The organism is Larkinella fluvii (genome assembly GCF_051857545.1).
Classification (GTDB): Bacteria; Bacteroidota; Bacteroidia; order Cytophagales; family Spirosomataceae; genus Larkinella.
In genome coordinates this window covers 411725-424360 of the sequence record NZ_JBPZHB010000002.1, presented here as the reverse complement: position 1 = coordinate 424360, position 12636 = coordinate 411725, and the positions used below count along the sequence as shown (strand labels likewise).

Here is a 12636-nt window from a genome sequence, read left to right as displayed (position 1 = left end):
ATGAGCGTAAAAAGCATTTTCGGAATTATACTGACATTGGCCGGACTAATCGGCCTCATCTACGGCGGCATGGATCTCACCAGCGGGGGCGTTGCCCGGGCGTCCTGGATTTACCTCATCATGGGCGGTATTTTTTTCTTTTCCGGAATCAGCCTGATTCGCAGCACAAAAGACGCTGCGTAGGGACAACACCGTCATTTCCACCGATAGACCCGGACGGCATAAAAAACAGAAATACCGATCAAAGTCAATACAAAAAGAACGATTGGAATCCCTTTCGTATGAATTGGATCGATATTCGATGCCGCCAGCAACCAGTTCCAGAGCGTCCAGATCATGAAGGTCATAAATGCCAGCGACAGCATAGCCAGCATTTCGTTTGCATTCCGCAATTGACGGTCCCGATTTTCGGGTGTAATTGGAAACGGCATGTTGTAAAGATCGATCGGGATGGAACGGAAGCTCCAGAATAACAGAAAAACAAACACCGAAAGTCCCGGCACAATGAACAGTTGCCCGCGACCACCCCAGCGATCCGGTTTTCCGGCCAGACCAAAATGGACGGGGATGGTTTCGGGCAGTTGGGCATAATACCCAATGATCAGAACCACCTGCCCGACGAGCAGGAACAGGGTCAGGGCATTCAGCAGACGTTCCGTTCGTGGAACGGTGGTGGATAGCAGGGGTTTCATGTCAATTTAGTTAGGGGTTGTAAACGGTTGTTTCGACCGCATCCGGTTTTATCTGCCGGACCAGCCGGAAAAACCGGATTGGGAACAGAATGGCCGCCATCGTCAAACCAGCCAGCAAACCGATCCAGATACCGATCGCGCCCAGTTTAAACCAGAATCCCAGCACATAACTCATCGGCAAACCGATGATCCAGTAAGCAAACAAGCTGATGATGGTTGGCGTATTGACGTCCGACAACCCACGCAACATGCCGATTCCGACCACCTGAATGCCGTCGGACAGTTGGAAAAAACCGGCCATGATGACCAGCGAAGCCGCAATCGCGGCCACTTCCGGGTTGTCGCGGATATACCAGCTCACCAGCCAGTCGTTGGCCGTCAGGAAAACCACCGCCGGTAGACCCATGAACACAAAAACCAGCCACAAAGCCGCTACCCCGGCCCGGCGCACGGCGGTCAGGTTGGAGCGACCCAGCGCACGGCTAACCCGAATGGAACCCGCAGCCGAAATGCCGGTAGCCATCATGTAGGTGATCGAAGCCATGTTGATGGCAATCTGGTGCGCGGCCAATTGGTCGGTTCCGAGCCAGCCCGCCATCATGGCTGCCAGCGAAAACGTCGCCACTTCAAAGAAAAACGTAAAACCACCCGGCAGGCCCAGTTGCAGAATCTGACGAATGTGCCTGCTCACCCGCAGCGTCTGGAACGAGGGGAGAAAGTAACACTGAAACAGGCGGTTTCGCCGGATGTAGAGAATGATTGCGGCTGCCATGAAGCTGCGTGAAAGCAGTGTTCCCAGCGCCGAACCCTGAACGCCCAGTGCCGGAAACGGACCGACGCCTTTGATCAGAACATAATTGAGCAACGCATTCAGAAACAGCGCCAGCAAGGTGATGATCAGGGCAATTCGCGGATACGAAAGACCGTCGCACAACTGCCGGGCGGCAATAAACAGAAACAGCGGAATGTTCGATAAACTGAGAATGAGCAGGAAATTCCGGCCAATTTCGGTGACCTCCGGCGTCTGTCCAAACTGGTCGTAAAAGTAGGCCACACCGACACCAACCAGCCCCAGCGCCAAACCCAGCCACAGGGCAACCCACAAACCCGCCCGGAACAACCGGTTGATCTCGGCGGCATCGTTGCGCCCGCGAGCCTGTGATACCAGCGCAGCCACCACCGACAAACCGCCCACGCCAATGCTCGATACCAGAAAAGACAGCGACACCGACAACCCAGCCCCCGCCAGCGGAATGGCGCCCAGCAACCGCCCAACGAACAGATCGTCGGTGACGCCCATCAACACCACCCCCAATTGGGCAATCACAATCGGAATGCTCAGCCGGATGGTGTCGGCAAGTTCCGGTTTATACATCTGGTAACACTGCTTCATGCTTTCCCAACAGCAACTTTTCGATGCTTGTTCCGGTCGTCGACGCTCTGGAAAGGATTAATGATGGTGCAAGACTTTTTTTGTTACTTTTGTCTAAACATACCATAGACGCCCCAATCGATTGAAAGAGTACGGCAGCAACATCCAAAAATTAGTCGAACATCTACAGACTATCGAAGACCGCGAGAAGCGCACCCGCTACGCGCACATCCTGGTAGAACTGATGCGGCAGATCCATCCCAACATGCGGGATAATCAGGATTACTATAATAAATTGTGGGACGACCTCTACATCATGTCGGGCTTCAAGCTCGATGTGGATAGCCCCTACCCGCCCCCGACGGCGGATGTCCTGGGGAAGAAGCCGCAGCCCGTTCCGTATAATACCCACGGTTTGCGCTACAAACACTACGGCCAGAATATCAACCTCCTGATTGCCAAAGCCATTTCACTGGAAGATTCCGAAGAACGCCTGGCCTTCGTCTCGTACATGGCCAAGTTGATGAAGACGTTTTATTCAACCTGGAATAAGGAGGCTGTGGAAGACGAGACGATTCTGACCAACCTCGACGAGATGGCGAACGGCAAGCTCCACGCCGACATCATGTCGATCCGAACCAACGGTTTTGTCGATGCCACCCCGCGCGAACGGACGGGTGATCAACCGCCCCGGCGAACGCCCAACGGCCCTTCTCACGGCCGAAACGAAGGATCGGCGCCCTCCCACGGTCGTCACGATGGCTCAGGACAAGCCTACAACCGGAACGAAACGTCGGGGAACCGCCAGAATAACCCAAATTTCTATCCCAATCAGGGATCGCGTGGCCACCGGGATGGTGGCGCCGGCGGCCGTGACAACCGCGATGGCGGACACCGGAACGACCGCTTCAGAGGGGGCAACAATCCCAACAACCGCAAAAGACGTTAAACAGAGTCAGGAAGGAAGAGTTAAGAATGAAGAGTTAAGAATTAAAAGTCAAGACGGGGCTGCCATGCGTTTCCTTATTCGTCTTAACTTTTAACTCTTAACTCTTCATTCTTAACTCATTTCTCTTAACTCCTAATTCTTAACTCCCCATATGGCTTCTTTCCGAATTGCCGGTGACCAACATTTGAAAGGCGAAATCAGCCCACAGGGCGCTAAAAACGAAGCACTCCAGATTCTGTGTGCGGTTTTATTGACTGATCAGCCGGTCACCATTCATAATATTCCTGACATCAGTGACGTCAACAAATTGATCGAACTTTTGGGCGATCTGGGCGTTCAGGTCAAGCAGTTATCTCCGTCATCGTACCGTTTTCAGGCCGATCAGGTCGATATTTCCATTCTGGACACGGCCGACTACCGCGAAAAAGCTTCAGCCCTGCGTGGCTCGGTCATGCTGCTGGGTCCCATGCTGGGCCGTTTCAAAACCGGACGGATTCCGCGGCCCGGTGGCGACAAAATTGGCCGTCGGCGACTGGATACGCACTTTCTGGGTTTTGAAAAACTGGGTGCCAAGTTCAATTTCGACTCCGACGAAAGCGGTATGTACCATGTCGATGCCAGCCATTTGAAAGGCACCTACATGCTGCTGGACGAAGCCTCCGTTACCGGAACCGCCAATGTGGTGATGGCCGCCGTGATGGCCGAAGGCACCACGACGATTTACAATGCCGCCTGTGAACCGTATTTGCAGCAACTATGCGCGATGCTGAATCGCATGGGCGCCAAAATCAGCGGTATTTCTTCCAACCTGCTCACCATCGAGGGCGTCGACAAACTGGGCGGAACCGACCACACCATGTTGCCCGACATGATCGAAATTGGATCATTCATCGGTCTGGCCGCCATGACGCAGTCGGAAATAACGATCAAAAACTGCCAGATTCCGCAGTTGGGCATCATTCCCGACGTTTTCAAACGGCTGGGAATCAAGATGGAATTTCGGGGCGACGACATTTTCGTACCGGCGCAGGAGCACTACCAGATCGAGAGTTTTTTGGATGGCGGCATGATGACGGTTTCTGACGCACCCTGGCCCGGTTTCACACCGGATTTGCTCAGCATTGTGCTCGTCACGGCCATTCAGGCCCAGGGCACGCTGCTCGTACACCAGAAGATGTTCGAAAGCCGGTTGTTCTTCGTGGATAAACTGATTGAAATGGGTGCCCAGATGATTCTGTGCGATCCGCACCGGGCCACGGTCATTGGTCTGAATCGCCAGCAGCAACTGAAAGGCATTCGGATGTCGTCACCCGATATACGTGCAGGCGTTGCCCTGCTGATTGCCGCTCTTTCGGCCAAAGGCGAAAGCATTATCGACAATATCGAGCAAATCGACCGGGGGTATCAAAACATCGACGGGCGACTCAACGCGATTGGAGCCAAAATCGAGCGATTGTAACGTACCACGATTTCCTTGTGATTTTCAAAAAGCCGCCCCAAAATGGGGCGGCTTTTTGAATGTAAATGCTATTTATTTTGTATTCCTGATGATAAGCGATAGTATTTTTTGATAAACGGTACGTACTATGCAGTAAAACGAACGTTATAGTTTATGAAGGGTGCGCGGCAGATCCTTCATCGTATTCCTAAAAACAACAGAGCAATGAACCCTACCAGCGAACTTTACCAGCGGCTGAGCGCCCGCCGGAATGCCCTATTAGTGCATTACAGCCACAACGACACTCTCAAAAGCAGCGATCCGGCCACGTATCGGAAATACCAGGGTGAACTCCGGGATTTAAACCGGAAATTACGCCTGATCCGGGGTCAGATGGAAGAGAACCCAACTCTCCATAGCTAGACTTTTCTGTACGGCGACTCCGCTTGGCATCAGGGGATTGATGTCTACCACACCACTGTGTCCCTACGTGTAGGAGGCTTTCGGTTTGGGAGCCGAATCTTTCATGCTTTCCGGTTCCGAATCCGGCGTGTTCTTGTTCAAATAAAACGTACGATGGCAACGCCGGCAACGGAAATACTTGAGCGGAAGGTAGTCATAAAGCCGGCGAACGTAAAGGGGCCTGTTCGTTCGTTCCAGATGCATGGCCGTGTGGCAGTGACTACACTCGCAAACTTTTTGGGTGTTCAATACAATTACCAGCAGCAGGATGATGTAAAGGGCTGCCAGGCCAAGGAGTGCGTAAAGTACCAGAATCATTTATAGCTACGAACGATGTGGGTTAATTAATCTGCAAAATTGAGTTACCTACGAATAGGAGACAATTTTAGTTGCGTCGAAGTGGCAAAATACTTATTTTTTTTTACCCTATGGCCCCAAAATTGTTTAATTTCAACCTCTTTATACCTAACAATCAGGGAGTTATTTTGTTATGATTTTCGTTTTTGCCAATGCCGCGGATACACATTCTTTCCAGTTTGTATCTTTGCGGCTTTCTTGAACGGATACACCATGGCGAAATCGCCCAAATATTACGTCGTCTGGAAAGGACGGCAAAAAGGAGTTTACGATACCTGGGAAGGCTGTCAGGAGCAGATTCAGAATTTTCCCGGCGCTCTGTACAAATCGTTTGAAAGCCGCACGGTGGCCGACAAAGCGCTGGGCGAAAAACCGCATCTGCATTTGCAGGGCAAAGGGCCGGGAACGGATGGCAAAAACCAGAAGCTGTTTGTTGGCAAACCCATCGCCGACAGCATTGCCGTCGATGCCGCCTGGAACACCGCCACGGGCGATATGGAATACCAGGGCGTGCATGCCACCACGAAACAACTCCTCTTCCACCAGGGCCCTCATCCCGACGGCACCAACAACATCGGCGAATTTCTGGCCATCGTTCACGCCCTGGCGTGGTTGAAACAGCGCGACAGCAATCTGCCCATTTATTCCGATTCACGGACGGCCATTAGCTGGGTACTGAAAAAGAAAGCCAACACCAAACTGGAAGAAACGCCCCGCAACGCCCACCTGTTCGAACTGATCGACCGGGCCGAAAACTGGCTGAAAACCAACAACTTCCTTAACAAAATCCTGAAATGGGAAACCGAATACTGGGGCGAAAACCCCGCCGACTTTGGCCGAAAGTAGTTAAGAGTTATGAGTTAAGAATGAAGAGTTAGCTGACGCATTTGTTTCCAGCTTGCGTCAGCTAACTCTTCATTCTTAACTCATAACTCTTAACTCTTAACTCCCTTTGTTTCGCTTCAAACAATTCACCATTCACCAGAACCGGGCGGCCATGAAGGTTTGCACGGATTCGTGCGTGCTGGGGGCGTATGCGGAACTGGGAACCGGCGGGCGGTTGCTGGATATCGGAACAGGTACGGGTTTGCTGGCGCTCATTGCGGCTCAACGGAATCCCACGGCCCGGATCGATGCGGTGGAAATGGACCCGGCGGCTTTCGGGCAAGCAACTGAAAATGTGAACGATAGCCCGTTTTCGGATCAGGTTCGGGTGATTCAGAGCCGGATTCAAACGTTTTCGTCCGAGCCATATGACCGCATTCTGTGCAACCCGCCGTTTTATACCAACCACCTGCGATCGCCCGACCAGGCCGTCAACCGGGCGTTACACAACGACGAACTGCCGTTTGAAGAATTGATTGCCAGCGTCGTCCGTCTGTTGAAACCGGAGGCACAATTCTGGGTTTTGCTGCCGCCTTTTGAAATGCAACGACTGGCCGTGATTGCCGAAAAAGCCGGTTTGCATCCGTATCAACAACTCGAAGTACGGCATAATGAACTAAAACCGGTTTTTAGAACCATCGCTGGTTTTGGTTTCAACCGGTTTAGCACGCCGAAAACCGAACAATTATCCATTTTCAATCCGGACGGGAAGATCTATACGGAATCATTCCGTCAGTTATTACAACCTTTTTATCTGAATTTCTAAAATCCTTACGACCTTTGGAGAACCGATCCTGAACACCGGGCCTTACGAAGTTGCGGTAACGATTCCTGCCTGCGCTTTATTTCGGCCGTGTTTAGCCCGTATTTTTATGACTGACAAACGCCAACTTTCCATCGTTATCCCGCTTTACAACGAAGAAGAGTCGTTGCCCGAACTGCACGACTGGATTGTGCGGGTGATGACGGAGCAGGGATATACGTACGAAATTCTGTTTGTCGACGACGGCAGCACCGACCGTTCCTGGGAGGTCATCGCCCGGCTTGCCGACCGGAACCCGCAGGTGCGGGGCATCCGATTTACGCGAAATTACGGCAAAACGGCCGCCCTCCAGACCGGTTTTCAGGCAACCAACGGACAGGTTGTCATTACGCTGGATGCGGATTTGCAGGACAGCCCCGACGAAATCCCGGAATTGTACCGCATGATTACCGTCGATGGGTACGACCTGGTGTCGGGCTGGAAACAGAAACGCTACGACCCGCTGACCAAAACCGTCCCCACGAAGTTCTTTAATGCCGTATCCCGCTGGGTGTCGGGCGTTCACCTGCATGATTTCAATTCGGGCATCAAAGCCTACCGCCGGGCGGTGGTGAAGTCGATGAACTTGTACGGCGAAATGCACCGAAATCTGCCGATTGTGGCCAAATGGAACGGTTTTCACAAGATTGGCGAGAAGGTCGTACAACACCAGGCGCGTAAATACGGAACGACAAAATTCGGGCTTAACCGGTTCATCAACGGTTTTCTGGACTTGCTCGTCATCGCCTTTGTGCATAAATTCAGCCGTAGGCCGATGCACCTGTTCGGCAGTTTCGGAACCCTGTCCTTTTTTATCGGGACCATCATTACGATTTACCTCATCAGCGAAAAGTTATATAACATTGCCAATCGCCTGAAGTACCGCAATGTAACCGACAATCCGCTGTTTTTTCTGGCCTTAGTGGCAATTATCCTCGGCGTTCAGTTATTTTTGGCCGGTTTTTTGGGGGAAATGCTGGTACGGCAATCGACCAACAAGACCGGAGATTATTTAATTGCTGATCAGGTTGGGGGCCGAATGGCTGAAAATGGTTAAAGAGGGTTAAATGGTTAAATGGCTGAAAAGTGCTAAATGGTTAAAGATGGGTACGGATCAACCGAAATACATTGATGTTACGGATTTAGAAGCCTATAAAATTGCTTTTGATCTAAGTAATCAGGTTTGGAAATTGGTTCTTGAGTGGAGTCCGTTTGCCAAAGACACCATTGGTAAACAATTTGTCAGAGCCGTCGACAGTATTTCTGCCAACATTGCCGAAGGGTATGGCCGTCATGGACGCAATGATAAGATCCGGTTTTACTTTATTTCATCGGGCTCCATTAAAGAATCGCTTGACTGGATCCGCAAAGCTCAAAGTAGAAATCTGGTGGACGAGCAACAATTCAACCATATCCATGCCCGCTTGTCTCAACTACCCAAATTGATCAATCAGCAAATCAAATACACCCGCGACCACCTCAAAATATAGCCATTTACAACCATAAAACCATCCTCAACCATACCAACCATTTAAAACCAACCAACCGCATTTAGTTACTCGACTATAAAAAAGATGAACAATCAATTTAAAGCACATCCCTGGCATGGGATTCCAATCGGTGAAAACGCTCCGGAACAAGTGACGGCTTTCATTGAAATTGTACCAACCGACACGGTGAAGTATGAAGTTGACAAAGAAACGGGCTATCTGAAAATCGACCGCCCGCAGAAATACTCCAACATTGTTCCGGCGCTCTACGGATTCATTCCGATGACGTATTGCGACGAGCAGGTGGCCTCTCTGGCCCGCGAACGCTCCGGTCGTGAGATCGAAAAAGGCGATGGTGACCCGATCGACATCTGCGTTTTGAGCGAACACGCCATTACCCACGGAAACATCATTCTGCAGGCTATCCCCATTGGCGGTTTTCGCTTGCTGGACAAAGGAGAAGCCGACGACAAAATCATCGCCATCTTGAAAGGTGACGGGATGTATAAAGGCTACGAAGACCTGAGTCAACTGCCCGACAGTGTGGTGCAACGCCTGAAACACTACTTCCTGACGTACAAAAACTTACCCGGCGAACCAATGACGTGTGAAATCGTCAATGTGTATGGTCGGCAGGAAGCCCACGAAGTCATTCGCCGGTCTATCGAAGACTACTGGCTGCTGATCCGGAACCAGGCGAAATAATCGGAACGAATGAACGGGAAAAAAAGCTGACCGGCTGACGGGTGGCTTTCCTCCCTTCCGTTCTGTTTTCCACTCTTCCTCAAATAGTCACATTCAACATAAAGTAAGGAGATGGGGAGCCGTCTCCTTTTTATTTTTGTTATGAAACCGGTGTGAATTTCAATCCGTTTCATGTATCTTATTGCTTTAGGTGTAAATACATGAAATAGTACCATTGAAAGAGACTTACGACGGACCGTCGCAAGTCTCGTATCGCTTTTCTTTTTTCTCGTTTCTAATTCACTAATCGTCAGTCGTCAACCCAAAACATGCGTCAGTTTTTTAAATACGTTTTTGCAACCATCGTCGGTATACTGCTTTTCACCTTCGTGGCCTTCCTGATGGTGCTGGCTATCGGGTCCGCTTTTTCAGCGGCATCCGGCGATGAAGTATCGGTAAAGGAAAATTCCGTTTTGAAGCTCAACCTGAATAGCCCGATCCGTGAAATCGGCGTTGAAAACCCATTTGGCGGTTTTGGTCCCTTCAATTCTTCCGGCGATGTGATTGGCCTGATCGACCTGAAACAGGCACTGGCCAACGCCAAACTGGACCCGAACATCAAAGGCGTTTATGTCCAGACCGAATACCCGCAAACCGGTTGGGCATCGCTCGAAGAAATCCGAAACGCCCTCATCGACTTTAAAAAATCGAAGAAATTCGTCGTCGCCTATGGCGAGGTGATGACCGAAAAAGGCTATTACATTGCTTCCGTAGCCGACAATATTTACCTGAACCCGGCTGGTGCCCTGGAGTGGAACGGTCTGGATGCCGAATACACGTTTTTCAAAGGCACCTTCGACAAGCTGGGCATCAAACCGGAAATTTTCCGGGTCGGCGAATTCAAGAGTGCCGTTGAACCCTTCATTCGGGAGGATATGAGTGAAGCCAACAAAGCACAAACCACGTCTTTCCTGAATTCCCTCAACAATCATTTTCTGGCGAATGTCGCCCAAAGCCGGGGTTTGCAGGTTCCGGAATTGAAGAAACTGGCCGACGACCTGTCTATTCAAACCGCCGGAGATGCGCTTAGAGCCAAATTGGTGACGAAAGTGGCGTATTACGACGAAGTGGAAACCGACATCCGCAAGTCCCTGAAAGTGGATGAAAAGAAGAAAATCGACTTCGTTTCGCTGGGGAAATACGAAAACGCCAAGAAATACGTCGAAGAAGGAAACATCAAAAACCGCATTGCCGTCATTGTAACCGATGGTGAAATTGTGTCGGGGAAAGACGACGAAAACATCGCTTCCGATCGCGTGGCCGAGCAAATCCGGAAAGCGCGTCTGGACGAAAAAGTGAAAGCCATTGTCATTCGGGTCAACTCGCCGGGCGGCAGTGCGCTGGCGTCGGATGTGATGTGGCGCGAAATTGTGCTGGCCAACAAAGCCAAACCGGTGATTGCGTCGATGTCCGATTATGCAGCTTCGGGCGGCTATTACCTGGCGATGGGCGCCCGCCAGATTGTGGCCGAACCCAATACGATTACGGGCTCGATCGGTATTTTCGGGATGCTGTTCAACACAGAAGCATTCTTCAAGGATAAATTGGGCATCACCTACGACCGGGTGGTGACCAATACACACTCCGATTTTCCGTCTTTCACCCGTGAAATGACGCCTTTCGAAAAGAATGTGCTGCAACAAAGCGTCAACCGGGGTTACGAAATTTTCACCAGCAAAGCCGCTCAGGGCCGCAAGCTGTCGGTCGACAGTCTGAAAGCACTGGCGTCGGGCCGGGTTTGGTCGGGCGTTCAGGCGAAAGCCAACGGGCTGGTCGATGAACTGGGCGGGCTGGACAGAGCCATTCAACTGGCCGCCAAAGCCGCTAAACTGGAAGCGGGTGACTACCGCGTCCGGTATACGCCGGAAAAGAAAAACGCCATTGAAGAACTGGTCAAATCTTTCACCGGCAGCGACGAGGAAAGCATGAAGGCCACCCTCGGCGACCTGGCACCTTACGTCAAATACCTCAAGACGCTGAAACGGATGGAAGGAATTCAGGCCCGTCTGCCGTTTGGGCTGGATGTTAAATAACGATCACGTAGACCTGTCAGGTTTTTAAAACCTGACAGGTCTTGTCTTTATGGTTTGATGTAGACCTGCAAGGTTTTAAAAACCTTGCAGGTCTTTTTTGTATCTTACAAACGCATTGCTGTAGCCTATGAAGACACTGCCGGTTCACCTCGATTTATTTGCTCTGATTATTCTGCTGGGAGTGGCCCAGGGAATTTTTCTCGGCATCTTTTTCCTGACGGGCGAACGGGGGCGGGTGGTTTCAAACCGGTGCCTCGGCTGGTTTATGCTGGGACTGTCGGCCATCATTGCCGAAATTTTCCTGTGCTACACCAATTACATGTTCCAGGTTCTGTGGCTGATCGACTTTTCAGAACCGGTCAATTTTACGCTCGGACCGCTGTATTATTTCTTTGTTTTCTCCCGGCTCCACCAACGGCTGCCGAAGCGCTGGTTCTGGCACATGCTGCCCGCCGTCATTTGGGCCATCAACTCCATCACCTGGTTTTACCAACCCATAGAGTTTAAATACAACGCTTACCTCCATGCGTATCACCCCGAACTAGCGTATATAGACAGTGACGAATACCTGCCGGAAGATTTCACGAACCTGCGGGATTACGTCAGTGAAATGACCATGCTGGGTTGTGCGATTTATGCTTTTTTCTCCTTCCTCGATATTCGCAAAGCGTTTCGCCAACGGGGTCTTTCGTTGTTCCAGCCAGCACCTACCCAACTGGCCCAACTCCGAAACCTGATTCTCCTGAATTTGTCTTTTCCCCTTCTGGGAGTTTTTATCAAACCCCAATTCTACGAGGATCTGGGCGACTATATCCTGGCCTGTTACCTCACCCTACTCATTTATACCACCAGTTTTCTGGTGATGCGCGGGTCCAATTTCTTCGTTGAAGAACCCGATCCGGAACCCGAAGCCCCATCCCCCCGCAAAAAATACGAGAAATCGGCGCTGTCGGAGGAAGTGGAAGAAGCGGTTTTGCAAAAGCTGACGCGATTGATGGAGGACGAAAAACCGTTTCTCCAAAGCGACCTTTCCCTACCCAAACTGGCACAGCAGCTCGGAACCTCGTCTCACCACCTCTCGCAACTGCTGAACGACCGGCGGGAGCAAAGTTTCTTCGATCTGCTGGCGACTTACCGGGTGCGTGAAGCGCAACAACTGTTACAGGATTCCAGTACCGCTAACCTGAAAATCGATGAGATTGCCGAGCGGGTGGGCTACAATTCCACCTCGGCTTTTCACACGGCTTTTAAGCGGCTGACAGGGCAGACACCGGCACAATTTCGGGCCACGGCGACTTCGTCCCGGTCGGCGTGAACTTCTTGACGATCGGAAAATGGCGGTTTAGCGCACATGGATAGCCATCTTTGTCCCAGCCAGGCAGCCAGCGCATTTTCCGATCAGTGCGCTGGCA

14 protein-coding genes are annotated in these 12636 nt (G+C 51.2%); 11 read left to right on the top strand and 3 right to left on the bottom strand.

All coding sequences use genetic code 11. The features are described 5' to 3' along the window. The gene (locus ACS5NO_RS05780; RefSeq protein WP_114409380.1) at positions 1-183 is read left to right on the top strand and encodes a hypothetical protein; all 183 of its coding nucleotides are present in this window, start codon (positions 1-3) and stop codon (positions 181-183) included. 11 nt (positions 184-194) lie between these two features. Here the strand turns inward: ACS5NO_RS05780 and ACS5NO_RS05775 are convergent, their stop codons facing one another. Then, positions 195-692 carry a DUF1648 domain-containing protein gene (locus ACS5NO_RS05775; protein WP_439414250.1) on the bottom strand — a complete coding sequence of 166 codons (498 nt, stop codon included), beginning with the start codon at positions 690-692 and terminating at the stop codon, positions 195-197. A 10-nt stretch (positions 693-702) separates the two neighbouring features. Next, the gene (locus ACS5NO_RS05770; protein ID WP_439414249.1) at positions 703-2085 is read right to left on the bottom strand and encodes an MATE family efflux transporter; all 1383 of its coding nucleotides are present in this window, start codon (positions 2083-2085) and stop codon (positions 703-705) included. Positions 2086-2206: 121 nt separating this feature from the next. Between ACS5NO_RS05770 and ACS5NO_RS05765 the strand changes: the two genes are divergently transcribed. From ACS5NO_RS05765 to ACS5NO_RS05755, 3 genes are all read left to right on the top strand, one after another. Further along, positions 2207-3013: a DUF4290 domain-containing protein gene (locus ACS5NO_RS05765; RefSeq protein ID WP_439414248.1), complete on the top strand. Its 807-nt coding sequence runs from the start codon at positions 2207-2209 to the stop codon at positions 3011-3013. A 151-nt stretch (positions 3014-3164) separates the two neighbouring features. Beyond that, positions 3165-4472 carry a UDP-N-acetylglucosamine 1-carboxyvinyltransferase gene (gene murA / locus ACS5NO_RS05760; protein ID WP_439414247.1) on the top strand — a complete coding sequence of 436 codons (1308 nt, stop codon included), beginning with the start codon at positions 3165-3167 and terminating at the stop codon, positions 4470-4472. Positions 4473-4676: 204 nt separating this feature from the next. Continuing rightward, positions 4677-4874 carry a hypothetical protein gene (locus ACS5NO_RS05755; RefSeq protein WP_138989508.1) on the top strand — a complete coding sequence of 66 codons (198 nt, stop codon included), beginning with the start codon at positions 4677-4679 and terminating at the stop codon, positions 4872-4874. A gap of 63 nt (positions 4875-4937) precedes the next feature. Here ACS5NO_RS05755 and ACS5NO_RS05750 read toward each other — a convergent pair whose 3' ends face one another. Then, positions 4938-5231, bottom strand: a complete 294-nt coding sequence (locus ACS5NO_RS05750; protein ID WP_150875944.1) for a hypothetical protein — start codon at positions 5229-5231, stop codon at positions 4938-4940. Between the two features lie 252 nt (positions 5232-5483). Between ACS5NO_RS05750 and ACS5NO_RS05745 the strand changes: the two genes are divergently transcribed. The 7 genes from ACS5NO_RS05745 (at position 5484) to ACS5NO_RS05715 (ending at position 12539) form a co-directional block, all read left to right on the top strand. Next, on the top strand, positions 5484-6116 hold the full coding sequence (locus ACS5NO_RS05745) for a ribonuclease H1 domain-containing protein (protein WP_439414246.1): 633 nt from the start codon (positions 5484-5486) through the stop codon (positions 6114-6116). Between the two features lie 106 nt (positions 6117-6222). Beyond that, complete coding sequence (locus tag ACS5NO_RS05740; protein WP_439414245.1) at positions 6223-6921, top strand: tRNA1(Val) (adenine(37)-N6)-methyltransferase; 699 nt, start codon at positions 6223-6225, stop codon at positions 6919-6921. Between the two features lie 106 nt (positions 6922-7027). Continuing rightward, positions 7028-8014 carry a glycosyltransferase family 2 protein gene (locus ACS5NO_RS05735; protein WP_439414244.1) on the top strand — a complete coding sequence of 329 codons (987 nt, stop codon included), beginning with the start codon at positions 7028-7030 and terminating at the stop codon, positions 8012-8014. A gap of 10 nt (positions 8015-8024) precedes the next feature. After that, positions 8025-8447 carry a four helix bundle protein gene (locus ACS5NO_RS05730; RefSeq protein WP_439414243.1) on the top strand — a complete coding sequence of 141 codons (423 nt, stop codon included), beginning with the start codon at positions 8025-8027 and terminating at the stop codon, positions 8445-8447. 84 nt (positions 8448-8531) lie between these two features. Further along, positions 8532-9152 (top strand): inorganic pyrophosphatase, encoded by a 621-nt coding sequence (locus ACS5NO_RS05725; protein ID WP_150875949.1) that lies wholly within the window; start codon positions 8532-8534, stop codon positions 9150-9152. Positions 9153-9460: 308 nt separating this feature from the next. Next, positions 9461-11224: a signal peptide peptidase SppA gene (sppA, locus tag ACS5NO_RS05720; protein WP_439414242.1), complete on the top strand. Its 1764-nt coding sequence runs from the start codon at positions 9461-9463 to the stop codon at positions 11222-11224. Positions 11225-11351: 127 nt separating this feature from the next. Further along, positions 11352-12539 (top strand): helix-turn-helix transcriptional regulator, encoded by a 1188-nt coding sequence (locus ACS5NO_RS05715; RefSeq protein WP_439414241.1) that lies wholly within the window; start codon positions 11352-11354, stop codon positions 12537-12539. Positions 12540-12636 lie beyond the last annotated feature (97 nt).

Coding starts and splice junctions, on each gene's coding strand:
- ACS5NO_RS05750 (WP_150875944.1), bottom strand. CDS start 5,231: ATGATTCTGGTACTTTACGCACTCCTTGGCCTGGCAGCCCTTTACATC.
- ACS5NO_RS05775 (WP_439414250.1), bottom strand. CDS start 692: ATGAAACCCCTGCTATCCACCACCGTTCCACGAACGGAACGTCTGCTG.
- ACS5NO_RS05735 (WP_439414244.1), top strand. CDS start 7,028: ATGACTGACAAACGCCAACTTTCCATCGTTATCCCGCTTTACAACGAA.
- ACS5NO_RS05730 (WP_439414243.1), top strand. CDS start 8,025: ATGGTTAAATGGCTGAAAAGTGCTAAATGGTTAAAGATGGGTACGGAT.
- murA (WP_439414247.1), top strand. CDS start 3,165: ATGGCTTCTTTCCGAATTGCCGGTGACCAACATTTGAAAGGCGAAATC.
- ACS5NO_RS05755 (WP_138989508.1), top strand. CDS start 4,677: ATGAACCCTACCAGCGAACTTTACCAGCGGCTGAGCGCCCGCCGGAAT.
- ACS5NO_RS05780 (WP_114409380.1), top strand. CDS start 1: ATGAGCGTAAAAAGCATTTTCGGAATTATACTGACATTGGCCGGACTA.
- ACS5NO_RS05770 (WP_439414249.1), bottom strand. CDS start 2,085: ATGAAGCAGTGTTACCAGATGTATAAACCGGAACTTGCCGACACCATC.
- sppA (WP_439414242.1), top strand. CDS start 9,461: ATGCGTCAGTTTTTTAAATACGTTTTTGCAACCATCGTCGGTATACTG.
- ACS5NO_RS05715 (WP_439414241.1), top strand. CDS start 11,352: ATGAAGACACTGCCGGTTCACCTCGATTTATTTGCTCTGATTATTCTG.
- ACS5NO_RS05745 (WP_439414246.1), top strand. CDS start 5,484: ATGGCGAAATCGCCCAAATATTACGTCGTCTGGAAAGGACGGCAAAAA.
- ACS5NO_RS05725 (WP_150875949.1), top strand. CDS start 8,532: ATGAACAATCAATTTAAAGCACATCCCTGGCATGGGATTCCAATCGGT.